The organism is Streptomyces verrucosisporus, assembly GCF_017114865.1.
GTDB lineage: Bacteria > Actinomycetota > Actinomycetes > Streptomycetales > Streptomycetaceae > Streptomyces > Streptomyces fenghuangensis.
In genome coordinates this window covers 1-23,770 of record NZ_JADEYH010000047.1, presented here as the reverse complement: position 1 = coordinate 23,770, position 23,770 = coordinate 1, and the positions used below count along the sequence as shown (strand labels likewise).

The window sequence follows — 23,770 nt, the reverse complement described above, 5'->3', positions numbered from 1 at the left end:
GGCACGGCCGGGGTCATGACGCGGCGCACGGACGTGGTGGTGATCGGCGGCGGCCAGGCAGGGCTCGCCGTCGGCTACCACCTGCGCCGCCAGGGCCTGGACTTCACCATCCTCGACTCCCAGGAGGCACCCGGCGGCGCCTGGCGGCACACCTGGGACTCCCTGCGCCTGTTCTCCCCCGCCGCGTACTCCTCGCTGCCCGGGTGGCCCATGCCCGCACAGCCCGGCGAGGCCTACCCGGAGGCCGCCCACGTCGTGGGCTACCTCGCCGACTACGAGAAGCGCTACGGCCTGCCCGTACTGCGGGGCGTCCGCGTTCGCGCCGTCCGCCGCGACGGTGCGTTCCTGCGGGCCGAGACCGGTGAGGGGGCCTGGCGGGCCCGCGCGGTCGTCAGCGCCACCGGCACCTGGTGGCGCCCCTTCCTCCCGGCCGTCCCCGGACGCGAGGTATTCCGGGGCAGGCAGTTGCACACCACCGGCTACCGCAATCCCGGACAGTTCACCGGTCAGCGCGTCGCCGTGGTCGGCGGCGGCAACTCCGGTGCGCAGATCGCCGCCGACCTCGCACTGGCCGGCGTGGAGGTGATGTGGGTGACCGCTCGCCCGCCGAGGTTCCTGGCCGACGACATCGACGGACGCGCCCTGTTCGACGCCGCCACCGCGCGGCGCCGCGCCCTGGACGAAGGCCGCGCCGACACCGGCGGTGTGGCCTCCCTGGGCGACATCGTCGCCGTGCCACCCGTGCGCGAGGCCAGGGACGCCGAGCTGCTCAAGGCGTCCCCGATGTTCGCCCGCCTCACCCCCGGCGGTGTCGCCTGGGCCGACGGCACCACCGCCGGCGCGGACGCGGTCGTCTGGTGCACCGGCTTCCGCCCCGCCCTGTCCCACCTCTCACCGCTCGCCCTGCGCGGCACGCGCGGCCACATCGCCACCGACGGCACCCGGGCGACGGCGGAACCACGCCTGCACCTGCTCGGCTACGGCGACTGGACCGGGCCCGCCTCGGCCACCCTCATCGGCACCGGCCGCCCCGCCCGCGACGCCGCCACCCGGATTGCGGACTCCCTCGGCCATGCCTCCCCGCGTGGATGACATACGGTGCCAGGGATCGCTCCCCGGCACCGTATGCCATCCGCAATGGGCAGGACCGGTCAGCCGCAGGAACCGCCCGGCCCGCAGGTGGCCGTCCCCGCGGCCGGGGCGCCGTCCGCAGGGACGGCCAGGAAGCGGCGCAGGTAGGGGGACGGGCCGCCGCGCGAAAGGAAGTCGTCCAACTGCGCGCTGCGTGCAGCCACCGCCCGGAGCAGGAAGTCCACCACAGCGGCCGAGGGCGGGGAGGCATGGTGCGCTCCGCGCCAGGACCACACCCGAGCCTCGGAGCTGTCCCGGTGAGCGGGACACAGCTCGGCGCCCGCAGCGCGGAGGGTCGGAGAGGCGCCGATGCCATGCTCGACCGCCTCCTGCCAGGTGGCGACGGTGCGCCGGGTGATGTCGAGGGTGAGACCCAACTGCTCTGCCAGGGGGCGCACGGTGTCGGCCGCACGGGTGAGCGCGGCGAACGTCTCGTCACAAGCGCCGCAGGAATCCTGGCTTTCCATGGCCACGGTCCAGTAGTCGACCGCGAGCCGTGCGCCGGACTCGGGTGACGGCGGGCTGCCGGGCGCGGAGGAGACATCGGTAGCGGTCACTGGGGCTTCTCCTTGTCATTGCCGGTGGGTGCCCGGCAGGAGGCCAGGGCGGCGAAGTCCTCCCGGGCTCGGTCTAGGGTGTCGGCGATTCCCCGCAGGGCCTCGGCGACGGCGTCGTACTGGATCTCGTACAGCACCGTACGTCCGGTCTTCGTCGCCCGCAGCACGCCGACCGCCCGCGGCAGGGCCAGGTGCCGGGAGACCACGGACAGACCGACATCGATGCATTCGGCCAGCTCGGAGACCGAACAGGGCCGGCACCGCCCGGCGAGCAGATCGACAAGCAAAGTGACGATGGACAGGACACGGACGGGGCCGGGGTCCACCCGTGGGTCAGGGCGGCGAAGACGGGTTGGTAGAAGGTGGCCGCCATCGCGCCTCCGGCGAGCAGCCAGCCGGCGACGAACACCGGCAGGTTCGGGGCGGCGGCGATGACCAGGCTGAGCACGCCGAGGATCGAGCCGGCGGTCAGGACGGTGCGCGGGCCGCGGTGGCCGATGATCCGGCCGATACGGATACCGGAGAGGGAGAGATCAGCAGAGCGAGGGAGAACGCGGCCGTGGTCGCCCCGGGAGCCCCGCCGGTGGCGGCGGTGATCTGCGGGTTCAGGGCGGGGAGGACGCACCGGCCGGTGTCCCGGTCGGTGACCTGCATGACGCGGAGGGCGTGGCGTGGGGCCGCGACCGGTCCCCCGATCCGGTCGCGGCCCCGCTGCCGGGAGGGGTGGTCACGCGCCGCAGCAGCCGCCGGCCGGGGCCGCGTCGGCCGGTGCTGCCTCGGCTGCGGCCTCGGCCGGGGCCGGTGCGGTGGCGGTGAGCTGGAGGGGCTGCGGTTCGGGCGCCGACGCCGGTGCGGGGGCGCCGCAGCAGCCTCCGCCGGTCTGGTCGCCTTCGGTGGCCTCGGGGGTGTCGAAGAGTCCGGCGCCGCCGCACACCCCGGTCTCGGGCAGGGTCAGCTCCACCCGGTCGGCCGACTCGGTGTCTCCGGCGAGGACGGCGACGGTGGAGCGGACCTGTTCGTAGCCGGTCATGGCCAGGAAGGTCGGGGCGCGGCCGTAGGACTTCATGCCCACCAGGTAGACGCCGGGCTCGGGGTGGGACAGCTCGCGGTGGCCATGGGGGTAGACGGTGCCGCAGGAGTGGACGTTGGGGTCGATCAGCGGAGCCAGCTCCACCGGCGCCTGGAGGCGCTCGTCCAGGCCCAGGCGCAGCTCGGACAGGAAGGACAGGTCGGGGCGGAAGCCGGTGAGGACGACGACCTCGTCCACCGGCTCCAGCCGCCGCCCGTCCTCCCCGACCAGCACCAGGCGTCCGTCACCGTCGCGCTCGATCGCCTGGGTGCGGAAACCGGTGACGGCGTCGGCGTGGCCGGCGTCCACGGCGGCCTTGGCGGCCAGCCCGAGGGCGCCGCGGGCGGGGAGCTGGTCGGCGGCGCCGCCGCCGAAGGTGGAGCCGGAGATGCCCCGTCGCAGGATCCAGGTGGCGTGGGTGCCCTTCCCGTCCTCGGTGCGGGCGAGGTCGGCCAGGTAGGCGAGCGCGGTGAAGGCGGAGGCGCCCGAGCCGATGACGGCGGTGCGCTTGCCGGCGTGGCGGGCGCGCACGTGCGGGTCGGTGAGGTCGGGGACACGGTAGGCGACGCGGTCGGCCGCGGCGCGCTCGCCGAGGGCGGGCAGGCCGTCGCCGCCGGCCGGGCCGGGGGTGGTCCAGGTGCCGGAGGCGTCGATGACGGCGCGGGCCAGGAGGCGCTCCTCGCGCCCGTCGGCGTGCCGGACGTGCACGGTGAAGGGCCGGCTCTCGCGGTCGGCGTCCACCACGCGGTCGCGCCCGGCGCGGGAGACGCCGGTGACGGTGGCGTTGTAGCGCACGCGCTCGCCGAACACGTCGGCCAGCGGTGTCAGGTAGTGCTCGGCCCAGTCGCCGCCGGTGGGGTAGGCGGTGTCGTCGGGCCGGACCCAGCCGGTGGGGGCGAGCAGTTTCTCGGCGGCCGGGTCGATCACCTCGCCCCAGGGGGAGAACAGTCGCACGTGGCTCCACTGCCGCACCGCGCTGCCCGCCGAGGGCCCGGCCTCCAGGACCAGCGGTTCGATGCCGCGTTCGGTCAGATGGGCGGCGGCGGCCAGGCCGACGGGACCGGCTCCGATGACGACCACTGGAAGGTTCTGCTCGCTCATGGCCTGTCGTCTCCTTGTGTGTGGTTGGGCGGTGGGGTGGTCAGCGGGTGCAGGGGGCCGCGGCGAGGCGGTCGCGGTGTGCGGCGGAGCGGCAGACGGCGTCGCAGATCTGGACGCATCCGTCGCAGTACTCGGCTCCGTTCACAGGGTGCGGGCGGTGCCGCGGGCGGCGAGGTGGGCGCGGACGCGGGTGGCCATGACGACTCCTTGCTTCGATTTACGTCGATGCAAATCACCTTGCCATCTACTTCGGTGAACGTCAACATAGACACATGCCGAATCAAGAGGTTGCGGAACCGCCGGTGCTGGAATCCGAGGCCGTGCTGCCCGCCGCTGACCGAACGCCCTCTGAGCGCCGAGGAGGCGGAGCGGATCGCCGGCGGTGTTCGAGGCGCTCGGCGATCCGGTGCGGCTGAGACTGTTCTCGCTGGTCGCCTCCCACACGGGCGGCGAGGCGTATGTGTACGACATCTCCGACGCGGGTGTCTCCCAGCCCACCGTCAGCCACCGCCTGAAGAAGCTCCGTGAGGCCGGACTGCTCACCTCCGAGCGCCGCGGCACCTGGGTGTACTACCGCGTCGCCCCGTTCGTGGTGGCGGCCATGTCCGCCATGCTGGACCTGCGTTCCTTCCTGACCCACGCCGCTCCTCCGACCGTCAGCCCACGCAGTCGGGCGGGCAGCAGTGCGCCAGGCAGTCCCGCGGCATCTCCAGGTGGCGTGCCGTGCCGACGCCGTCGGCACGGTGGAAGGCCCGCCTGCCCTCCTTGCGGGAGATCACCAGACCGCCGCGGCGCAGCAGCGTCAGGTGTTCCGAGGCGGTCGAGGCCTTCAGCCCGCACCGCTGGGCGAGCTCGCCGACGGTCAGCTCGGCCCCGCCGGCGAATTACCGCAACATCTTCTGCCGGGTCTCACTGGCCAGGGCCTTGAGGAAGTCGGCCGTCGCCGTGTCCACCGCGAACTCTGCGCCACTGCTGTCCACCGTCGCCACTTCCTGCCCAGTACTTCGGCACTTCCCGAAACAACGGATCGTTTGCGAGGTCCAGGATCGCATGAACGATCTGATCGTCGTCGGCGCCGGCCCGGCCGGCCTGGTCACCGCCGCCCTCGCTCCGCGCCACGGCTTCACCCGCACCCTGGTGCTGGAAGCCGCCGACCGGACGGGCCGGGCCTGGCCGCGCTAATACGACAGCCTCACGCTCTTCTCCCCGCCCGGTACTCCTCGCTGTCCGGAACGCGTTTCCCCGGCGACGGCGACCGCTACCCCACCCGGGACAAGGTGGTGGCCTACCTGCGCACCTACGCCCAACGCCTGCCCGCCGAGATCCGCACCTCCACCACCGTCGCCTCCGCCACCCGCAGGAAGGGCGCCTGGGTGGTACGGGCCGAGGACGGCCGGAAGTTCACCGTGCGGGCGCTGGTGGCGGCGACCGGCGACTACGGCACCCCGTACGTGCCGGAACCGCCCGGCCGGAACAGGTTCGGCGGCAGCGTGCTGCACGCTGCCGCCTACCGCACCCCCGAACCCTTTACCGGGCAGCGGATCGTGGTGGTCGGCGGCGGCAACTCCGCGATCCAGATCGCCGCCGAACTCGGCCCCGCAGCCAAGGTCGCTCTCGCCACCCGCCGCCCCATCGACTGGACGCCGCAGCGCCCGCTCGGCAAAGACCTGCACTGGTGGCTGACCCGCACCGGTCTCGATGTCGCTCCGCTGAGCCGATGGCTGCACCGGCTGCCGGTCTCGGTGCTCGACGACGGCCACTGGTGCGCCACCCTGGAAGAACACGGGGTGGACCGGCGGCAGATGTTCGCCCGCCTCACCGCGGAGGGCGTGGTGCGGGCCGACGGCACCAAGGAGGCGGCCGACACGGTCCTGCTGGCCACCGGCTATCGCCCCGCCTTCCCCTATCTGGCCGACAGCGGCGCCCTGGACCCGCGCGGTCGGCCCGTCCACCGCGGCGGCGTCGCCACCACCACACCCGGGCTCGCCTTCGCCGGGCTGGAGTTCCAGCGCAGCTTCTCCTCCAAGCCCCTGCTCGGAGTCGGCCGCGACGCCACCCACGTCCTGGCCCGGTTGCGCCGACAGCAGTCCTGACCCAAGCCCCCGGGGGGCGCGGGCCGCACCGGCGGGCGGGTCAGCCCCTGCCCGCCACGCTCGCCGACACCCCGATCAAGCCCTGGCGGGGCATGCCGTCTTCCCACCAAGGCCGTCAGGGAACCACAGCAAGGTGCCGGAGGGTCTCCGGCAGCTCCAGGCGCACGGTCGCGTCGCACAGTCTCTCGACTTGAGCCGAGTCGTGGGAGACGAGCAGGACCGTGCGGCTTCCTCCCAGCGCGGTCACCGATTCCTCGACCGTGTCACGGCTCTGCTCGTCCAGTGCGCTGGTGGGTTCGTCCAGCAGCAGAGCCGTCGGTTCCAGCGCCAGCGCGCGGGCGAGGCACAGCCGCTGACGCTGCCCGATGGACAGAGTCTGGGCAGGAGAGTCGAGCCGGTCGCGGACCTCCTTCCACAACCCTGTTTCCTTCAGGGCTTGTTCCGCCCTGGCCCGCAGTTCCTCCGCGGGGGCCCGCATGACGTGGCGGAGTCCGAAGAGGGTGTTGTCGAGGACGCTGCCGCCGAAAACGACAGGCGTCTGCGGAACGAGCACGATCTTGGCCCTCAGGTCGGCGTCTCCCTTGCGGAACGCGACCGGACGCCCCAGCACCCGTATCTCGCCGTCTCTGCTGAGGCCGTGGGGAAGCAGATCGACCAGGGCACGCAGCACCGTGGACTTGCCCGCACCCGAAGGACCGCACAGACCGGTTGTCGACCCCTGCTTCAACTCGAAGGAGACAGGCCCCACCAGGTTCTTGTCACCATCACGCACCCGAAGCTCACGTACGGCTATTACGCTGTCCATCGTTCCCCTTCGAAGCGGTTTCGCAGCACCACCGCCATGCTGAGGAGCACTGCGGTGATCAGCACCAGGACCATGGCGCTTCCCCATGCCTGTGTGATGGCCTGCGGGTCACCCGAGTCCTGAGACAATGTGAAGATGTGTGTCGGGAGCGCCTGCACCGGGGAGTTCACGATGCCGTCCGGCAGGGCAGAGGCCCCGAAGAACACCGTGGCGGTGAACAGCAGAGGCGCTGTCTCACCCGCCGCCCGGGCCAGGCCGAGCAGCAGACCGGTCACTGTCGCGGGCCATGCGTACGGGACCACGACGGACCGGATGAGCTGGGTACGCGACAGGCCCAGCGACAGGGCGCTCTCGGTGAGCTCGGGTGGCATGCCCATGGCGCGGCTGGCCGTGGTGAGCGCAATCACGGGAACGACCACGGGAACCAGGACGATCGCTCCGGCCAGCCAGGACCGGCCCCACCCCATGGCGCTGGAGAGAATGACGAACCCGGCCAGCCCCAGCAGGATGGTCGGTGTCCCTCCGACCACCACGGTCAGCGTCTGCAGCAGGCGCGCCGTTCGCGTGGACGCGCGGACACCGATCAAAATCCCCGCGCCGAACCCCAGAGGGAGAGCGATCAGCCCGGTGGTGACCACGAGTAGCAGAGTACCGAGAACCTGCTCGCTCACGCCTCCGCCGACCGAACCCGTCGCAGGTGTGAACCAGAACGACGGATCGAACGCGGCACTCCCCCGGGTCACAAGGATGGCGAGCATGCCCACCAGCAGAGCCCCCGGCAGCAGAAGGGCGCTTATGCGCAGCCACAGGGCGAGCCGGTCGCGCTGCGTGCGCAGCCGAGCCATGGACCAATGAGGTTGGGACCCTCTGTCCGCTCCGCCCCTCGACGACCGATAGGTGCCCCACACCGTCGCCGTGGCCACCAGCCCCAGAAGGATGATTCCCAGCGTGCACAGCGCGGCGAAGTGCGGGCCGGAGGTTCCGGCGAGCACCGGCTCGGGGCCGGCCAGCTTTGTCGTCAGGGTCTGACCGGGGTGGACCAGCGAGTCGAGGAACTCCCCGAAGGTTGTGGGAAGGTGCCCGTCGGCCCTTCCCACAATCAGGAAGACCGCGATCGCTTCCCCGAGCGCCCGGGCCAGGCCGAGCAGGACGGCTGCACGCATTCCCGGTCGCGCGATGGGAAGTACCGCCGAGCGGACGACTTCGCGACGTGTCAGTCCGAGCGAGAAGGCGGCTTCCCGGTAGCGGTCGGGCACCGCGGCGAGAGCGTCCACGCTCACGGCCACGACTGTAGGCGTGATCATGACAGCCAGAACGATGCCTGCGGCGAGGATGCTGTCTCCGCTGGTCACGTCCGCCACCTGTGCGACAAACGGCCGGACGACCATGATGCCGATGAGACCGTAGACGATGGAGGGGACAGCGGCGAGCAACTCGATGCACAGGCGCAACGGCCTGGCAAGCCGGGGCGGCACGTACTCCGACAGGGCCACGGCCGCTGCCCAGCCGATGGGCACGGCGAGGCAGAGGGCGACAACGCAGACGACAGCCGAGCCGTAGATCATGGCCAGACTGCCGTAGGCGGAATGGGCCGGGCTCCATTCGGACGCCGTCAGCAGTGTCGTCCGGTCGATCTCACCGCTCGCGGCCCCGGCCGCAAGGTATCCCACCAGGATCAGCAGGACCACCACCACCGACAGTCCCCCGGCATACGTCCAGGCCCATACCCACCTGGAGGGACGGGGGCGCCGCGAGACTTCCAGGTCCTTCGGCGGCTGCTCCAGTGTTCCGCTTGCCATCGGCTACTCCTCGATCTGGCCGAGGGTCAGGTAGCCGTGCTTGGGGAGAATCTTCTGTCCCTCGGCGGACAGGACGTAGTCGATGAACTCCTTGCTCTCTCCCTCCGGCTCGCCGTCGGTGATCAGGTACAACGGCCGGGCCATCGGGTACTTGCCGGAGGCGATGTTCTCGGGCGTCGGGGCGATGCCGTCCAGTGTCACGACCGCGAGGTCGTTGTGCCCCTCGGTGAAGCCCGTCGACAGAGGAGCCACGGCACCGGGAGTCGACTTCAGCTTGTTGCGTGTCTCCAGGTTGCCGCCGACGATGGAGAAGTTGTCGGACTTCGGCGGCGGCGGAGCCTTCTTGTCCCCGTAGAGATACTTGTCGAGCACCTCCCGTGTTCCACGCCCGGGTTCCTTGTCGTAGACGAAGACTTCCAGGTCCGGCCCTCCGACCTCGGACCAGTTGGTGATCCTTCCTTCGAACAGGCCTCTCACCTGCGCCGCCGTGAGGTTTTTGACTCCTGCGTCGGCGACCTCCTTGGTTACGATCGCACCGACGGCGTCCGCGCCGATCTGCGTCAGGACGAAGTCCGCGTCGGGGTGGGTGGACCTGTCCTCGTCCGCCAGGGGTTTTGAGCTCATCGCGATGTCGATCTGGCCCGAACCGAGCTGTGATATCCCGCCGGCTGAACCGCCCTGGGTGGCGACCGTGATGTTCAGCCCTTCGGCCTTGAGTGCCTCAGCGGCGTCCGCGGCGACCGGAGCCACGGTGGTCGACCCGCTGACCTGTACGGCCCCCGTCCCTGCCTCGCTCTCGGCGCATGCGGTGGCGAAGGACGCAAGCACCAGAACAGCGCAGGCGACGCGTCTGAGGTACCTCTCGCCCCTCACCTGTGAAGCGACTTTCCTGCCCCCCTGGTCCGGTTCGTGTATCTGCGGCAGCAGTCTGCGGAACATTCCGATTCCCCCTTGGTTCGTCTTCTGCGAGGTGATAAAGATCCGAGCAGGCCGCACTCCGAGAAATCCTCCGTGGTGAACGGACTGCCGAAATCGAGACCATGCTGCGTTCGCCCGCCCCGGCAGGCCATCCCGCCTCGCGCCCGGGCCGGGACACTCCGCTCGACGGCGGAGGCGGAGGTCATAGAAGAGGACTTCCGGTCATGGCGCCTCCGGGTTTGTGTCCGAGCAGGCGCAAAACGGTCGGCGCGACGTCCGCGAGGGTGGCGCCATCGTCCAGTGCGGCGGGAACGGACTGCCCGGGGGCGGGTACGACGACCAAGGGGACCGGATTGGTGGTGTGTCCCCCGTAGGGGCGTACGGTGCCGTCCGGCGCGGTCTTCGTCATCTGCTCGGCGTTGCCGTGGTCGCCGACCAGCAGGACCCACCGGCCCGCCCGGCGGGCCGCGTCGGCGATGCGCTCCACGGCCTCGTCGGTGTGTTCGCAGGCCTTGACCGTGGCGTCGTAGTCGCCGGTGTGTCCCACCACGTCGATGTTGGCCAGGTTGGCGATCACCAGGTCCACCTCCGGGCGTGCCGCGGCGGCCAGGACGGCGTCGGTGACCTGGTCGAGGTTCATCTGCGGGCGGGAGCGGTAGTCCGGCGGTTGCGGGCCGGTAATGCGGATGTGCTCCTCGACGTCACGGCGGGTGTTGTCGCGTCCGTTGATGTAGTAGGTGACATGCTCGAATTTCTCGGCCTCGGCGATGCGCACACTGCGCAGGCCGGCTGCGGCGAGCTCGTCGGCCAGGCCGCCGGAGGCGTCCGCCCGGCCGATCAGGGCCGGGATCGATGTGCGGGTGTCGTACTGGGTCAGGCTTGTGCTCCGGACCGGCCGACCGGTGGTGTGCAGGTGCTCCAGAAGCCGATCGGCGAACTGCTGGATGCGGTCGCTGCGGAAGTTGAACCACAGCAGCGCATCCCCGGCTCCGATGGTGGCCGACGGAGCACCGGTCCGGTCGGTGACGACGCTGGGCTCCACCCACTCGTCGCCACGCTGCGAGGCGCGCACGGCGTGCTCCGCGGTCTGCACCGGTTCTCCGACCGCGTCGGCGACCAGGCGCACGGCCACCTCGGTGGATTGGAGATTGCCTGCTTTGTCCATCGCGTAGCCGCGGCCGATCACCGTGGCGATGCGTCCGGTACCGGCATCGCGGGCGATACCTGCGACGCGCTGCAGGTAGGCCTCGCCGGTTCCGTCGGCGACATCCCGGCCGTCGGTGATGGCGTGGATCCACACCCGGGGGACGGCGTGAGCGGCGGCCACGGCCAGCAGTTCGCCCAGATGGTCGACGTGGGCGTGAATCTGCCCGTCGGAGCACAGTCCGATCAAGTGCAGAGCCCGGTCTTCGGCGGCCAGCCGGGCGCACAGCGCGGACAGGTGCTCGTGGATACGCAGAGCGCCCGAGTCGATGGCTTGCTGGACCAGGAGGCTGTCGTACGGCAGGGGGCGGCCCGCCCCGATGACCATGTGGCCGATCTCGGAGTTGCCGACCGTGCCCGGCAGCAGTCCGACAACTTCGCCGGATGCCTCGGCCAGTGTGCCGGGGTACTCGGCCCACAGGGCGTCCAGGGCGGGGGTGCGGGCGGCTGCCAGGGCGTTGTCCGCGGCGGGCGGCGCCTGCCCCCACCCGTCCAGGACGAGCAGGATGCCCGGTCCGCGGGCCGGGGTGTCGTAGGTACTCACTTGGTGCTCACCTGGGAGGGGTGAAGAGTGTCGAGGGTCTGCCAGAAGGAGGGGAAGGACTTGGCGACGCAGCCGGGATCCTTGATGACCACGCCTTCGGTGCGCAGCCCGGCGACGGCGAAGGTCATCGCGATGCGGTGGTCGTCGTACGTATCGATGGTGGCGCCGTGCGGAGTGCCGCCAGTGATGTGCAGGGCGTCAGGGAACTCTTCCACCTCAATGCCCATTTTCCGCAGTTCGGCGGTGACAGCGGCAATGCGGTCGCACTCCTTGACGCGCAGGGAGGCGATGTTGGTGATGCGGGTGGTGCCCTGTGCGAAGGCTGCGACGATGGCGAGGGAAGGTACGACGTCGGGCATGGACTCCATGTCGATGTCGATGCCGCGGAGCGGCGCTCCCTTGAGGGTGACGGAGTCGAGCGTCGTCTCCGCCTCACAGCCCATCTTCTGGAGGGCATCGACGAGGTGGACGTCGCCCTGGTGAGAACCCGCGCCGATGCCGGGGATGGTGACCCGTCCCCCGAGGATCGCGGCGGCGGCCAGGAAGTAGGACATGCCCGAGGCGTCGGGTTCCACGGTGACCTTGCCGCCGCGGACGCGCTGGCCCGCCGGGACGGTGAAGCTCCGATAGCCGTCGCGATACACGGTGATACCCCGGTCGTCAAGCGCAGCCAGCGTCATCTCGACGTACGGCTTGGAGATGAGGTCGTCGGAAATTTCGATCCGGGTGTCGGTCCGGGCCTTGACCGCGTTGATGAGCAGGCTGGAGGTGAACTGGCTGGAGACGGCTCCGCTGATCTGCGTGGTGCCGCCCTGGAACGAGCCGCCGGTCACGCGGACCGGCGGGGAGCCGTTACCCCGTATGGAGACGGCGTCCACGCCAAGAGGGGGAAGGGCGAGGAGAAGATCGCCCATCGGCCTCTCCTGCATGCGGGTGTTGCCGGTGATGGTCGTAGCGCCGGAGGCGTGGCCGGCCATGGAGATCAGGAACCTCAGCGGAGTACCCGCTCCCCCGACGTAGATGTCGTCTTCGGGGGCCGTCATAGGCGCTCCAGTCGGAATGACGCGGATGCTTGCGGCGGTTTTGTCTATCTCCGTGCGCACGTGCCCGAACGCCTCGACGGCGCGTGCCAGATAAAGCGTGTCGTCGGAGAGCAGGGCCCCTTCGATGAAGGTCTCCTCGTCGGAGAGCGCAGCAAGGGCAAGATACCGGTTGGTGTAACTCTTCGAGCCGAGAATGTTCACCCTGGTGTCGAGGCTTTCGGAACCGTTGAGGGGCAGGACAGCGAGTTTCTCTGCCTGGAGTCGACGGTCATCGGTCGTATTCATAGCGGGTCTCCTTATGTTCGGACTGATGTGTCGCGGTACGAAGGCGGAAGCGCGGGTCCGGCCTCGGCTTTGACCACCCGGCAGGCGAAGCACTTGTACGCCTGCTGGCCGGATAGGTTGTCGTAATAGGCATCGTTGACAAGGGTGTTGGCCGCCTCGTAGCGGGGCGCGTTTACGGCATCGCCGACGCGCTGGGCGGGCCCGAAGGTGTTGGGAACGAAGACGGTGTCCTCCCGGATGTCCTCCCACAGCAGCGCCGTGCCGGAGACGGAGCCGCGAGGGCTCTCCACCCTCACCGAATCGCCGTTGGCGATGCCGCTCTTCTTGGCGGTGCGCGGGTGGATCTGGATCAACCGGACGCCGTTGAGCATCTTGCCGGTGTGGGTCCAGTGCGTGATCTCGGCGAAGTGCACAACGCTAGGCCGTCCGGTCATGCCCATCAGAGGGTAATCGCGATGCACTTGAGGTCTGCCGGAGTGCTCCAGGCTCACCGGGTGGGTGACGGCCTCGGGGTAGACCGGATTGGTGACGAACTCCTTGCCGTAGCGCAGGGTGGGGTGGTCGCCGGTGACCTCGGGGTGGGTGTAAAAGACGGGCAGCGCGCTGTGCCCAGCGTCGGCGAGCTTCTTCTCCAGGATGGGAGTGGTGATCTCCACCTTTCCGGAGGGAGTGAGGAATCGCTTCCCCTTGTTCTTCGGATCGAGGGCCTCGGCTGCCTCATACCAGCTGGGGTGATCGAGAAACAGGGTGCTCACTCCGGGGTGCTCGGGGGTGGGACAGGGCCAGCGCAGTGGTTCCGAGCGCCCTGCAAGGCGCTCGGCGCCCATGCCGCCCATGCCCGGGGTGTGTCGGACGAACTCCTCCCACAAGGTGCGGTAGTTCTTCCACTCTTCGGGGAAGGCCCGGGTCCAGTCCTCCGCGGGGCGGTGTTTGTCGATGCGGGCCAGCGCGTGGGCCAGGCTGATCCAGATTTCCCAGTCGGGGCGGGACTCACCGACGCGAGGGACGGCCTGCTCCTGCCACCGGATGCCACGGTCGTCGCGCCGCATATAGACTCCGTCCATCTCCAGGCCGCTGCACACGGGAAGGATGATGTCGGCGTAGTACGCGGCCTCCTCCATGAACAGGCCGGTGTAGACGAAGAAGTCCAGCTTCTCGAATGCCTCGCGGACCTTGGTGGTGTTGGACGAGGAGACGAGAGGGTTACCCTGGGTGAAGACTGCGCGCAGCCGGTAGGGGTTTCCCGTCAGGATGGATTCGGCGAAGTAGTCGGGGCCCACCGGCAGGGCGGGTTCCTTCCGTTCGGGGACCTCTGCATCCAGAGGCGGCAGGTGCAGGTCCCCCGGCCAGGGGTTGTGCATGAAGTTGCAGCCGCCGCCGGGTATACCGATATTGCCTGTGACGGCGGCGAGGAAGGCGAGCGCCCGGTAAGTGTCGAAGGCCCCGAGCTGATGCGAGATGCCGGCGTTACAGAAGATGGCGGCGGGCTTGGCCGCCGCGTACTCCTCGGCAACGGCCCTGATGGTCTCCGCCGGGATGTCGGTGACCTCCGCCGCCCACTCCGGCGTGTACTTGTGCTGTACGAGGTGGTTGCGGAGTTCGTCGAATCCAACTACCCACCGCTGCACGAACTTGCGGTCGTACCGCCCCGTGGTGATGATGTGGTGCAGCATCCCCAGCACGAGCGCGTAATCGGTGTGCGGCTTGGGCGCCACCCAGCGGTCCGCCTGCGCTCCGGTGGGGGTGAGCCGCGGGTCGACCACGACGAGTTTGGCCCTGGTCTTCTTCCGCTCCCGGAGCAGGTATTCGAAGGTGACCGGGTGGGTCTCGGCCTGGTTGGTGCCGAGGAAGAGGAGGTAGCGGGCGGCGCCCAGATCCTGGCGGCCGGTGGCCTGGTCGATGCCGTAGCCGTTGGTGAAGTTGCCGAGGCCGAAGGTCACGGCGAGGGCGTTCGCCCCGGCGTCGTTGCAGACCGGTCCGACATCGGTGTTGTTGGGACTGCCCAGCATCTCGAAGAGCCGGGACACGAGCGAGCGGGTGCCCCGCGGGCTCCGGCCGGTCGTGCGGTTGGCGATGGTGTGCGCCTCACCCGCATCTCTCAGTTCGAGCAGTTTGCGCGCGATGGTGTCCAGCGCCTCGTCCCAGCTGACGGCCCTGAAGCGCGAGTCGACCGAGCCCTTTTCCCCCGCGACCCTCCGCAGCGGTGTGGTCAAGCGTTGCCTGTTCTGTACGAGCTGCGGCATCAGGTCGGCCTTGATGCACAGCTTGCCGTCCTGTACGGGGTCCTTCTCCTCTCCACGGATCTCGACGACCCGCCCTTCCTTGACACCCACGTGCATGCGGCAGTTGGCGTTACAGAACTGGCAGGCCGTGGCGATCCGCCGCTCCGGTTCGAGAGCGGCCGAGCGTACGATGAAGTCGGCGTCCGGCGCCGCTGCGGTTTCTGCGGGCGTACCAAGTGGTGCATCGCTGACTTCCGCCGGCCCCTGGACAGTCGTGGCCGGGGAAGCCGAAGACACCGAAGAAGGTGCCAGCGCAGTACTCCCCAGCCCGACGCTGCCGACCATGGCTCCACGCACGAAACCCCGGCGCGAGAAGTCCACTGGTTCGGTGTTGGACATAGGTTCACTCCTCCATGCGGCACGAAGCCGCGCCATGCTCACGGCAGCGACTTGATACGGGACTTCGGGGGTTACGCGTACTGCTTGACACGTTCGCGAACAGCCGTCAGAAGACACGCGGCGACCGGGGATTCCTGCGCCTCGCCGTTGGACGGCTTTGACTGGAAGAGGTTCTTGAGGACGAGGAGTTGACCGGGAACTTCCCAATCCCGGGCGGCCCGTCGACGTCCCAGTCGGCGGACCGGAGACCGTCCTGGCTCGCCGCCTCCATGAACCTCGGCGAGTCCGTAGTCGCACTGGAAGACGTCTTGAACGCCCTCCACACGGCTGTGTATCCCAGCAAGCCGGGATCCCTCCCGCGGGGCCGGCGGAGCGAGTTGGCCGATGATGAGCAGGCCGGGGGATGAGGCTCGTCATCCGGCTTGGCTCGTCGTCCACGCCGACGGAGTCCGGGGGCTTCAGCTTGTAGGCCGGTGCCGTCGACAGCAGCGTGAATGTCCGGAGTCGTCGTCGCACGCATGAGTTCCGGCCTGCGCCCTCGTCTGCTGATCAGGACGCGCCGGAGACGGTGGTGGCGTCGGGTGCCCCGCCGATCGCAGCCGTGAAACGCCCACGTATGGACTCCGGAGTAAGGCTCGAGGTCGCGCGAGGGGGCATCGGACCGGTTCGCGGCCGGGTCGGGATAACGCACATGTGAGGGCCGGGACTGCCGAGTGCCGAGCCGATTGCGTCGCGAACCTCGGTCAGCGTTCTGCACCGGCGCCAGGTCTGGTACCCGGCCGCCGCGGCGACTTCCTCCAGCCGAGTGGTACTGGAGGTCGTCGGTTGGCTGCCCGTCGAATCGTGGACGCCGTTGTCTAGGACCACATGGATAAGGTTCGAGGGCTGTTGGGAGCCAATGGTCGAAAATGCTCCCAGATGCATCAGGGCGGCCCCGTCTCCGTCCAGGACGATCACCTTACGGTCGGGTTTGGCGAGTGCGACTCCCAAGCCAATGGAAGAAGCGTGGCCCATGGAGCCTTGCATGTAGAAGTTGGTCGGCCGGTCCTCGATCCCGAACAGTTCCCGACCGGTGTAGCCGGTGCTGGCAATGATGGGGCTGTCGGTGGCGAGCTTGGTGATCGTGCGTACGACCTCGCCGCTGTCCAGCTTGGTGTCGTTACCTTCCGGTGGCTGAGCTTCCGTCGTGCCGACTACACCCTTCTCAACGAGCACGAATGGTGGTCGGCCGGCCCGCAAGGCGTCCTGGGCGGCACCCAGGATTTTTCGAAACTGCTCCAGGCCGTCACCGGGTCGAAGTATCCAGTTCGGTAGGCCGAGCAGGCGTAGGTATGGCTGAGTGGTCGGTCCCATGACGGCGTGCTGGGGTTCGTCCTCCGCTGGATCCGGCCACCCCCGCAGGCTCACGAAGCTGAGCAGCGGGATCCGGTAGGTCATGACAAGGGATGTCAGAGGATTGATCAGGTTGCCGAGTCCAGAATTCTGGAGCATGACGTAGGAGCTGCGGCCCGCCAACGCGGCACCGGCCGCCACAGCTAATGCGCTCCCCTCGTTGGTTGCGGGAACGTACCGTCCGGGCTCTCGCCCCAGCAGCGCGATCGGTCCACCGAAGAACGAGCAGGGGACGCCGCTGGCAAAATCGAACCCGCGTCGTTGTAACTCGTCGCAGAAACGCTCTGCAGAAATCATCGTTCCAGTTCCTTATCTCCGTTCCGCGAACGACGAGACGTGTGGACAGCCCTGACGACCAGGCGAGCTTGTCCAGCGGGTCGGGCACGGACATTTTCAACGGGACGGGATTGCCGAGCAAGCAAATGGACTGCGGGACCGACGGAGGAAACTTGACGGTGGGTTTTCGAGGTTCGCTTGCCACGGTTTACCCGTCCCACCAATTCCAGACTGGTCGAAGGTACGGTTCGAATGTACCCCGGGCTCCTTAGCCCCGCCTGTACACCTTGTGTTGCGCCGCCTGTGCTCGCGGCTTGATCACGAGGAAATCGATATTGACATTGGACGGACGAGTCACGGCCCACGCTATGGCGTCGGCGATGTCGTCGGCTACCAGCGGGCCCTCGACACCCGCATAGACTGCGGCAGCCTTTTCCCTGTCTCCCCGGTAGCGGTTCAACGAGAATTCCTCAGTGTGCACCATTCCGGGTGCGATCTCGATCACTCGAATCGGTTCTCCGCACAGCTCCAGACGTAGGGTCGCGGCGAGAACATGTTCACCGTGCTTGGCAGCGCTATATCCGCCTCCCCCCTCGTAAACGGTAAAAGCAGCGGTCGAGGAAACAACAACGACCGTACCGTCACCACTGGCTGCGAGCTTGGGGAGCAATTCCCGTGTCACGTGGAGCGTCCCAAGTACGTTCGTCTCGTACATGGTCCGCCAGTCGGCTGAGTTCGCGTCAGCGACCGACTCGGTGCCGATGGCCCCGCCTGCATTGTTGACAAGAACATCACAGCGATCAAGATCATCCACGACCGCGGCCACCGACCGTTCATCGGTGACGTCGATGAAGCGCGCTTCGGCCAGGCCTCCATCAGCAATGATCTGCCGGGCAACGCTCTCGATTCGGTCGACACGGCGCCCAGTGAGGAAGACTCGATAACCTTCCGCAGCCATACGGCGAGCGGTCGCCGCACCGATACCGCTGCCGGCCCCGGTTATCAACGCGGTACGCCTCTTATCCGTGGGCTGCACGTTCATGAGTCGGAGCCGGAGAGCTCTTCCGGAGCGGCCTGGAACAGCTGAGCCACGTTGGCCGGTCCTAAATCGTCTACCTGCGCCAGCCACACATGTGCTCCAGGCCGGAGACGCCCCTGGAGAGATCCGCCCAGGCTGTTGAAAGTTTCCAAATCGCCACTGATGAACACCAGATGAGCTCTTCCGTCGGCGGTCTCCGGAAACTGTTCGGTGATGCCGAACTCCTGAACGGCTGCGGTGGGATTATGGACACCCAGCACTGACCCCTCAGCCCCTGGTGATTTGTACCGCACTGCCCGAAGCCCGGAGACGGCACCTGTTGCGGCCACGTTCACATGCATCCACCGGTCACCGGCAAAGTGGCGTTCGCCGCTGAGACAGGAGAGGAAATAGCCGGCAGAAAGGGGGTCGGTGAGCGCAGCCGACACCCCGTCTTCGAGTACCCCTTCAGGCGTGTGTCCGCCGCGAGCTGCCTCACCCGCTTCTGGCTTTTCAAGAACGGACGGAAGTTCCGTCATCCTTCCCCCTCCTCCATCGCCCGTATCACGGATCAGATCCTGACGGGCCCCTCTGGAATGCGGTTCTGCCGGCTAGCCCTGGCTCGTGACCTTGGGTAGCCGACGGTAATTACACAGTGATGCGGTAATCTTGTCAACAGTGGAGTGTTCTTGCTGGGCGGCGGATGGAAGACCGGCTGCGCCCCTGAACTGATCTTTATCTTTAAGAGCTTGTCTCATGTGGCGGGTTCGGTGCGGCATGATGGATCGGTATGAGTGCCGATCTGTCGCAGCGGCTGGTTCCCGACGGGCTCTGGGAGCTGGCAGCTCCGCTGCTGCCGAAGTTCACCTCCCGGCCGCAGGGCGGAGGGACCGCCCCGGTGGACGAGCGGGCCGCCTTCACCGCCGTGGTGTACGTGCTGACCAGCGGGTGCGCCTGGCGGCATCTGCCGGAGACCTTCGGGGTCTCCCCGGCCACCGCGCACCGCCGGTTCACGCTCTGGACCGAGGCCGGGCTGTGGCGCCGGCTGCACCGGGCGGTGCCGGACGAACTCGGGGCCCGCGGTGAGGTGGACTGGGCCGCGGCGATCGTGGACGCGGCGAGTGTGCGGGCGAAAAAGGGGGCTCGCTGACCGGGCGCAATCCGGTTGATCGGGGCAAGAAGGGCAGCAAGCTCCATGTCCTGTCCGACGCCCCGGGCCTGCCGCTCACCCTGGGCGTCTCGGGCGCGAACGTCCACGACAGCCAGGCGCTCCTGCCGCTGGTGGCGGGCATCCCCGCCGTCCGCTCCCGGCGCGGCCCGTGCCGACGCCGTCCCGGCAGACTCCGCGCCGACAAGGCCTACCACTCCGCCGAGAAGCCGGCGTGGATCCGCGAGCGGGGCATCGTCCCGCGCATCGCCCGGCCCGGCGTCGAGTCCGGCGAACGGCTCGGGCGGCACCGCTGGAAGATCGAGCGGTCGATCTCCTGGCTGTTCGGCTACCGGCGCCTCACCGTCCGGTACGAACGCAAGGGCAGCCACCTTTGGGCCTTCCTCGGCCTCGCGGCCGCCCTGACCTGCTACAGGAAACTCGCTCAACTCACCACATGAGACAAGCTCTAAGTCTTGACTTCGAACGATACATCGCACTTGACCACTTGGCGCGGCAACCGACTTATGGGGAAGCAGCCTTCAGTTGAACATGCGTTCCCAGCAAGGAACACATGTTCAACTGAAGACCGCGAGGGTGATTCTGCTGCACCGCGATATCCGGCAGAGGGCATCGACGCAAATGCCACACTTCCGGAGTGAGCTCCACTCCGTCCTGACCGCTCGTTCGGATGCCTTGTTCGAGTTCACGGACGCGGCACTGTGCGGCAACGGGCCGGTGCGGTCGCTGGTCGAGCTATCGATGGCGGGAGAATGTCGCCGCGGCCACGGCGGGCTCCATTCCGCCCTGACGCCCAGGGCCGCATTGACCAGGACCGGCTGCGGCGGGTCCTGATACGCGGTCCCGCTGCTGCGGGGCGGCGGACGGCCGGCTGGTGCCGGCTGTTGGGCCCCTCCCGAAATCCCGGATGCGGTTGATCACCACGGCGTGGCGACGTGCCTTGCCGATGCCTATCCTGGCCCAGGCCTCGGGCATATTTCCCTCCGCCGGCTCATCGTGCACCAAGCCCGCAGATGACCCCGCCGGCGTTGTCCTACAGCATCGATCGAGTCGTGTATCTCAATCAACGCTCGAGTGGTCACGGAGCTCCGGTCACCAGTAGACCGTTGCCCCGGAGGATTTCCGGGGCAACGGGTATCGATCGATCAGAAGTTGACCGAGATGACCTTGCCGGGCCCGGAGCCCTTGGTCGTCGTCAGGGTGTGCGGGACGCCAGGAGCGATGTAGAAGCTGCTGCCCTGAGGAAGGGTGACCTCTCGCGGATTCTCCGAATCGCCCCACTTCAGGTGGATGTCACCCTCCATGCAGAAAATGATCTCGTGAGCGTCGTGCCCGGCGTTGAAGGCCGCCTTCTCCGGGTCGTCGACGTTGACCTCCAGAAGGAGCGGCACCAGCTTCGGCATGGTCCGGGTCCTCACGAGGCAGTTGTAGGTGTAGTAGTTGGTCCCGGCGCGCTCCCCCTTGATCACGGGGTTGTCTTCGGGCAGCTGATAGCAGACACCCTCGTCGAGATCGCTGACGAAGTCCGGAGTGAGCTCGGCGATGGAAGTGCCGAGGGTGTTCGCGATTGCGGTCAGCTGGTCGAGGGTTATGTCAGCGCTGCCGCCCTCAAGCGAGTCGACCTGATCAGCAGTCATGCCCAGCGCCTTTGCAAACGCCTCGCGGTCCATCTTAATGTGCTCACGGCGAGCCTTGATCTTTTCGCCGTATGTCGCTTCGAGCGCGGGTGCTACCGACATGTGCATCTCCTTCGTTTGAATGTGCTGAGACAACCGCTCTACAGTTCGGGCTTCGAGTAACGTCCCTGCCCTGCCGAGGAGAGACGATTCAGCGAACTTTTTGTCACCTCCTTCACCCCTGAGTGCCGCGCTCTACATTCCCTCTTTCGGGAGCGCGATTCTAGTACGGCGGATACGACTTGGCCATTGGGTATGCGGAGAGAAGAGGAAACGATAATCCTTCTCCTGCGTGGATCCCTTTAGGATGAAACACTCCACGCCTGCTGACGCACAATCGACGAGCGCTTCCACTTTCGTCCTGAAGCCACCGGTCGTGTCCCATTCACTGTTCGCCCAGAGTGCTTTATATGCGGGCTCCGGCTGGAGTGGATTCACATAGTCGAGCGTCCTGCCGCCGTTCGGTCCGTCCAGGAGCACGCCGGGGACATCGGTCAGACTTACGACTCGAAGAGGGACGCCCAGGGCGCGAAAGAGAAACTGAGGTACACGATCACTTGATATGCCGTGAAGGCTTCCATCATGCGCCGGAACGCTGTCCCCGGAGAGGATGGGTAGCGCACCAAGCTCAAGGACCTTTCGAACGGTGTCGGTCTGCACGGAGAACGTCCCGTCCTCACTCAGTATCGACATTGCGCCAAGCTGGAGAGGGAGTACCTTTATCCCTTCACGCGCCAGCGCCTGCGCCCATGCCCACCGGACATCAGCCAGTGCTTTGTTCAGGGGGAGACATCCGAATGGATCGGAGTCCTTGATATCTCGGAGCGCTGCATGACCGATGGCGCCACCCCCGGAAATGAAGACCAGGCGCCCGCTATTGCTTCTGTGCAGATCGGCGATCACTCTCGCGTAGTGGCCGATGGCAACCAGGTCCAAACTTCCCTCGATGCTCTTGTCGGAGAAGAGACTTCCACCGACCTTAACAGCGAGCATCCCTGCTTGATCGGTTACTGCGGTGAGCGTAGATGCACGTGGCTTGACATCTTTTCCTAAAAGGGAGCCACTCAATGTTTCCATCCTGTTCATCTGACGCAGGAGCGCCCGTTCGGCCGACCGCAGTGGCCTCTACGGCGCGATTACCACACCATCTCTTGCGCGTCTGATTATTGCGAGGCGATCTTTATTCCTTAACAAGTTCAGCCTGGCGCAATGATCGACACTTAGGAGGAATTTGGAGATGAACTTGAGAGCTGATGAAAATGGCGGCTCACCAGGTTAGAGCGCGGATCTAAAAATCCAGGGGTAGCGCGCCCTGAACAGGTGCTTGCCGGCAGCGTGCCGCCGCTAGAGGTCTCAGGAATAAGCTTAGGGCCACTCCCAGCGGGTGTGACCCTAAGGCTTCAGCGAGCGGCGCGGTCCTTGGGTTCTGCCGACGTCGCCTCCGCCTGTGAGGCGTCGTTATTCTCGGTCGTCTCGTCCTCGGCGGTCACCCGGACGGCACCGCAACAGCTGTCCAGGTCCGTCTTCTTCTCGCCACCGAGGATCTTGCTGAGTAGTCCAGCCATTTTCGGTTCTCCAATCTCTGGTCGCCAGTTTGATCGGGGTTGAATCAGCCCTTGGCCGGTCGCCAGTGCCAACCATGAACAACACTGAGACACCGCCGTGGGATATCGGCGACGAAGGCAAAGATCTATCGCGCTGCGGCCTGCCCCGCCCTGGCCGTCACCCCGCTCATGAACACTATTCATTGTTATCAACAGATCTTGCAAGTGTCAACTGTCAATCTTGTGTCGACATCCCAGGTAGACGAGTGCGTGGCGGCGAACGCCGGCGTCCGGAAGGCTTGAGGGCGACCGGTGAGGCCGCGCCGAGTTCCTCCAGCTGGCCTCCGCCGCGATCGTCGTCCTGCTGGTGATCCTGCTTGCGATGAACTCCCCGGTAATCTGGCTGCGCAACCACTTCTCCCACAGGTGGCGAGCCCCGTGACCGGCCTGACCAGCCGCCTCGAGACGCCCGTTTCCGCCTTGCAGAAGCCCGTCTTCCCTCACCTTCCGCGACGCGCCGCCTCTGGCCAGTCCAGTGTTCGAGGTCAGGGGTCTGTCGGTGTTCTCAAGGGTGTTGCAGAGGACCGTGGTCTGGGCTTTTTGGCTGCAGCGGTGGGGAGTTGAGGACTGCTCCGGTGTGGGTGGAGATGTTCGCGGGGCTGCGGACGAGGCAGTTCGAGCGGCTGCTGAAAGCGGTGCGGGAGCGGGGGCGAGGGGTCACGGATCGGCTGCCCGTGGTGTCTGCCGCTGGCCGAGCGGGGAACTGCTGGTGGTCGCGGTGTACTACCGCACGAACCTCACCCTGCGACAGCTCGCGCCGCTGTCCGGGGCCTCGCCAGCCACGGCGTGCCGGGGTACCCAACGACTGCGACCGCTCCTCGCACTCACGCCGGCCATCCGGCCGATGCCGCCGACCGGCTGTGAATCGTATGCGGCGCCCTGGTCCCGGTGCGCGACCGGAGGGTGGGAGCCTCCAGCCGCAGCTACCGGTTCTCGGTGAATATGCAGGTCATCATCGACGCCGACACCCGGCTGGTGATCGCCTCAGTCCGGCCGGTGCCCGGCACCACCGCCAATGCGCGGGCCGGGCGCTCCTGCGGCCCGGCCCAGCACTGCCAGAGGGTGGCAGTGCTGGGCGACGGCGCGTACATCAGTACCGGGCTGATCGTGCCGCACCGCAAACGCCCCGGACAGACCCTGCTGGCGGACGGGGAGGCGAACAATGCCGAGCACCGCCGAGTACGGGCCAGGGTCGAGCACACCTTCGCCCGGATGAAGAACTACAAGATCCTCCCCGGCTGCCGACAGCGCGGCGACGGCCTCCACCACGCGGTCCAGGCCGTCGCCCACATGCACAACCTCGCACTCGCCGCATGATCAACACGAGGCCGGATCGCAGCTCAACCTGCCTGCTCACAGTCTTCTGCAACACGCTTCAGGCCTTGTCTCACATTCAGTGACGGCGGAGAGCCGTAAGTGTCGCCGACGCTCGCGTGAAGGGTGTCAACGAGCTTGTACAGACAGTGT

Annotated in this window: 19 protein-coding genes and 4 pseudogenes; 7 read left to right on the top strand and 16 right to left on the bottom strand. The window is 67.7% G+C overall.

Features of this window, described 5'->3' with window-relative positions:
- The first annotated feature begins 15 nt into the window (after positions 1-15).
- Complete coding sequence (locus IQ279_RS26695; RefSeq protein WP_206351893.1) at positions 16-1,092, top strand: ArsO family NAD(P)H-dependent flavin-containing monooxygenase; 1,077 nt, start codon at positions 16-18, stop codon at positions 1,090-1,092.
- Between the two features lie 59 nt (positions 1,093-1,151).
- Here IQ279_RS26695 and IQ279_RS26690 read toward each other — a convergent pair whose 3' ends face one another.
- The 3 genes from IQ279_RS26690 to IQ279_RS26680 form a co-directional block, all read right to left on the bottom strand.
- Positions 1,152-1,688 carry a DUF2703 domain-containing protein gene (locus tag IQ279_RS26690; RefSeq protein WP_206351891.1) on the bottom strand — a complete coding sequence of 179 codons (537 nt, stop codon included), beginning with the start codon at positions 1,686-1,688 and terminating at the stop codon, positions 1,152-1,154.
- Complete coding sequence (locus IQ279_RS26685; RefSeq protein WP_206351890.1) at positions 1,685-2,014, bottom strand: ArsR/SmtB family transcription factor; 330 nt, start codon at positions 2,012-2,014, stop codon at positions 1,685-1,687. Before IQ279_RS26685 ends, IQ279_RS26690 begins: the two co-directional genes overlap by 4 nt.
- 401 nt (positions 2,015-2,415) lie before the next feature.
- Complete coding sequence (locus tag IQ279_RS26680) at positions 2,416-3,858, bottom strand: FAD-dependent oxidoreductase (RefSeq protein WP_206351889.1); 1,443 nt, start codon at positions 3,856-3,858, stop codon at positions 2,416-2,418.
- Between the two features lie 272 nt (positions 3,859-4,130).
- Between IQ279_RS26680 and IQ279_RS26675 the strand changes: the two are divergent.
- A pseudogene (locus IQ279_RS26675) lies at positions 4,131-4,483 on the top strand (ArsR/SmtB family transcription factor); the annotation flags it as partial.
- Positions 4,484-4,514: 31 nt separating this feature from the next.
- Here the strand turns inward: IQ279_RS26675 and IQ279_RS28365 are convergent.
- A pseudogene (locus IQ279_RS28365) lies at positions 4,515-4,727 on the bottom strand (ArsR/SmtB family transcription factor); the annotation flags it as partial.
- Between the two features lie 181 nt (positions 4,728-4,908).
- Here IQ279_RS28365 and IQ279_RS28360 point away from each other — a divergent pair.
- Positions 4,909-5,040: an NAD(P)-binding protein gene (locus tag IQ279_RS28360; protein WP_241028810.1), complete on the top strand. Its 132-nt coding sequence runs from the start codon at positions 4,909-4,911 to the stop codon at positions 5,038-5,040.
- Between the two features lie 95 nt (positions 5,041-5,135).
- Entirely contained in the window at positions 5,136-5,951 is an 816-nt protein-coding gene (locus IQ279_RS26665) for a flavin-containing monooxygenase (protein ID WP_307792554.1), read from the top strand.
- Positions 5,952-6,066: 115 nt separating this feature from the next.
- Here the strand turns inward: IQ279_RS26665 and IQ279_RS26660 are convergent, their stop codons facing one another.
- The 9 genes from IQ279_RS26660 to IQ279_RS26620 form a co-directional block, all read right to left on the bottom strand.
- Positions 6,067-6,756: a phosphate ABC transporter ATP-binding protein gene (locus IQ279_RS26660; RefSeq protein ID WP_206351888.1), complete on the bottom strand. Its 690-nt coding sequence runs from the start codon at positions 6,754-6,756 to the stop codon at positions 6,067-6,069.
- Complete coding sequence (gene pstC / locus IQ279_RS26655) at positions 6,744-8,555, bottom strand: phosphate ABC transporter permease subunit PstC (RefSeq protein WP_206351887.1); 1,812 nt, start codon at positions 8,553-8,555, stop codon at positions 6,744-6,746. Before pstC ends, IQ279_RS26660 begins: the two co-directional genes overlap by 13 nt.
- A 3-nt stretch (positions 8,556-8,558) precedes the next feature.
- Positions 8,559-9,494: a phosphate ABC transporter substrate-binding protein gene (locus tag IQ279_RS26650; RefSeq protein ID WP_206351886.1), complete on the bottom strand. Its 936-nt coding sequence runs from the start codon at positions 9,492-9,494 to the stop codon at positions 8,559-8,561.
- Between the two features lie 181 nt (positions 9,495-9,675).
- A complete protein-coding gene (gene gpmI / locus IQ279_RS26645) occupies positions 9,676-11,220 on the bottom strand; it encodes a 2,3-bisphosphoglycerate-independent phosphoglycerate mutase (protein ID WP_206351885.1) in 1,545 nt (514 codons plus the stop codon).
- Positions 11,217-12,548, bottom strand: a complete 1,332-nt coding sequence (gene aroA / locus IQ279_RS26640; protein ID WP_206351884.1) for a 3-phosphoshikimate 1-carboxyvinyltransferase — start codon at positions 12,546-12,548, stop codon at positions 11,217-11,219. The genes gpmI and aroA overlap by 4 nt, the downstream gene beginning before the upstream one ends.
- 11 nt (positions 12,549-12,559) lie before the next feature.
- Positions 12,560-15,169 (bottom strand): molybdopterin-containing oxidoreductase family protein, encoded by a 2,610-nt coding sequence (locus IQ279_RS26635; protein WP_206351883.1) that lies wholly within the window; start codon positions 15,167-15,169, stop codon positions 12,560-12,562.
- A 549-nt stretch (positions 15,170-15,718) separates the two neighbouring features.
- Positions 15,719-16,858, bottom strand: coding sequence for a phosphonopyruvate decarboxylase (aepY, locus tag IQ279_RS26630; protein WP_206351882.1), 1,140 nt, complete (start codon positions 16,856-16,858; stop codon positions 15,719-15,721).
- Between the two features lie 247 nt (positions 16,859-17,105).
- Positions 17,106-17,879, bottom strand: coding sequence for an SDR family NAD(P)-dependent oxidoreductase (locus tag IQ279_RS26625; protein WP_206351881.1), 774 nt, complete (start codon positions 17,877-17,879; stop codon positions 17,106-17,108).
- Positions 17,876-18,394 carry a hypothetical protein gene (locus tag IQ279_RS26620; RefSeq protein ID WP_206351880.1) on the bottom strand — a complete coding sequence of 173 codons (519 nt, stop codon included), beginning with the start codon at positions 18,392-18,394 and terminating at the stop codon, positions 17,876-17,878. The genes IQ279_RS26625 and IQ279_RS26620 overlap by 4 nt, the downstream gene beginning before the upstream one ends.
- A 251-nt stretch (positions 18,395-18,645) precedes the next feature.
- Between IQ279_RS26620 and IQ279_RS26615 the strand changes: the two genes are divergently transcribed.
- Positions 18,646-19,463 (top strand): IS5 family transposase gene (locus tag IQ279_RS26615; RefSeq protein ID WP_372445247.1). Its coding sequence is split into 2 segments (ribosomal slippage): positions 18,646-19,003 and positions 19,003-19,463, totalling 819 coding nucleotides; the frame shifts between segments, so codons are not numbered across the junction.
- Between the two features lie 181 nt (positions 19,464-19,644).
- Positions 19,645-19,909, top strand: a pseudogene (locus IQ279_RS28730) (transposase); the annotation flags it as partial.
- Between the two features lie 259 nt (positions 19,910-20,168).
- Here the strand turns inward: IQ279_RS28730 and IQ279_RS26610 are convergent.
- The 3 genes from IQ279_RS26610 to IQ279_RS26600 all read right to left on the bottom strand — a co-directional run bounded on the left by IQ279_RS26610 (position 20,169) and on the right by IQ279_RS26600 (position 22,264).
- A complete protein-coding gene (locus IQ279_RS26610) occupies positions 20,169-20,762 on the bottom strand; it encodes a helix-turn-helix domain-containing protein (RefSeq protein WP_206351879.1) in 594 nt (197 codons plus the stop codon).
- Between the two features lie 132 nt (positions 20,763-20,894).
- On the bottom strand, positions 20,895-21,785 hold the full coding sequence (locus IQ279_RS26605; RefSeq protein ID WP_206351878.1) for an amino acid kinase family protein: 891 nt from the start codon (positions 21,783-21,785) through the stop codon (positions 20,895-20,897).
- Positions 21,786-22,099: 314 nt separating this feature from the next.
- Positions 22,100-22,264: a hypothetical protein gene (locus IQ279_RS26600; protein ID WP_206351877.1), complete on the bottom strand. Its 165-nt coding sequence runs from the start codon at positions 22,262-22,264 to the stop codon at positions 22,100-22,102.
- A 626-nt stretch (positions 22,265-22,890) separates the two neighbouring features.
- Between IQ279_RS26600 and IQ279_RS26595 the strand changes: the two are divergent.
- Positions 22,891-23,620 (top strand): annotated as a pseudogene (locus IQ279_RS26595) (transposase family protein).
- Positions 23,621-23,770: the final 150 nt, after the last annotated feature.

Bases quoted from the DNA above. Each gene is read 5' to 3' on its own strand.
- IQ279_RS26695 (WP_206351893.1), top strand. From the start codon at position 16: ATGACGCGGCGCACGGACGTGGTGGTGATCGGCGGCGGCCAGGCAGGG.
- IQ279_RS26680 (WP_206351889.1), bottom strand. From the start codon at position 3,858: ATGAGCGAGCAGAACCTTCCAGTGGTCGTCATCGGAGCCGGTCCCGTC.
- IQ279_RS28360 (WP_241028810.1), top strand. From the start codon at position 4,909: ATGAACGATCTGATCGTCGTCGGCGCCGGCCCGGCCGGCCTGGTCACC.
- IQ279_RS26660 (WP_206351888.1), bottom strand. From the start codon at position 6,756: ATGGACAGCGTAATAGCCGTACGTGAGCTTCGGGTGCGTGATGGTGAC.
- pstC (WP_206351887.1), bottom strand. From the start codon at position 8,555: ATGGCAAGCGGAACACTGGAGCAGCCGCCGAAGGACCTGGAAGTCTCG.
- IQ279_RS26650 (WP_206351886.1), bottom strand. From the start codon at position 9,494: ATGTTCCGCAGACTGCTGCCGCAGATACACGAACCGGACCAGGGGGGC.
- aroA (WP_206351884.1), bottom strand. From the start codon at position 12,548: ATGAATACGACCGATGACCGTCGACTCCAGGCAGAGAAACTCGCTGTC.
- IQ279_RS26635 (WP_206351883.1), bottom strand. From the start codon at position 15,169: ATGTCCAACACCGAACCAGTGGACTTCTCGCGCCGGGGTTTCGTGCGT.
- aepY (WP_206351882.1), bottom strand. From the start codon at position 16,858: ATGATTTCTGCAGAGCGTTTCTGCGACGAGTTACAACGACGCGGGTTC.
- IQ279_RS26625 (WP_206351881.1), bottom strand. From the start codon at position 17,879: ATGAACGTGCAGCCCACGGATAAGAGGCGTACCGCGTTGATAACCGGG.
- IQ279_RS26620 (WP_206351880.1), bottom strand. From the start codon at position 18,394: ATGACGGAACTTCCGTCCGTTCTTGAAAAGCCAGAAGCGGGTGAGGCA.
- IQ279_RS26610 (WP_206351879.1), bottom strand. From the start codon at position 20,762: ATGTCGGTAGCACCCGCGCTCGAAGCGACATACGGCGAAAAGATCAAG.
- IQ279_RS26605 (WP_206351878.1), bottom strand. From the start codon at position 21,785: ATGAACAGGATGGAAACATTGAGTGGCTCCCTTTTAGGAAAAGATGTC.
- IQ279_RS26600 (WP_206351877.1), bottom strand. From the start codon at position 22,264: ATGGCTGGACTACTCAGCAAGATCCTCGGTGGCGAGAAGAAGACGGAC.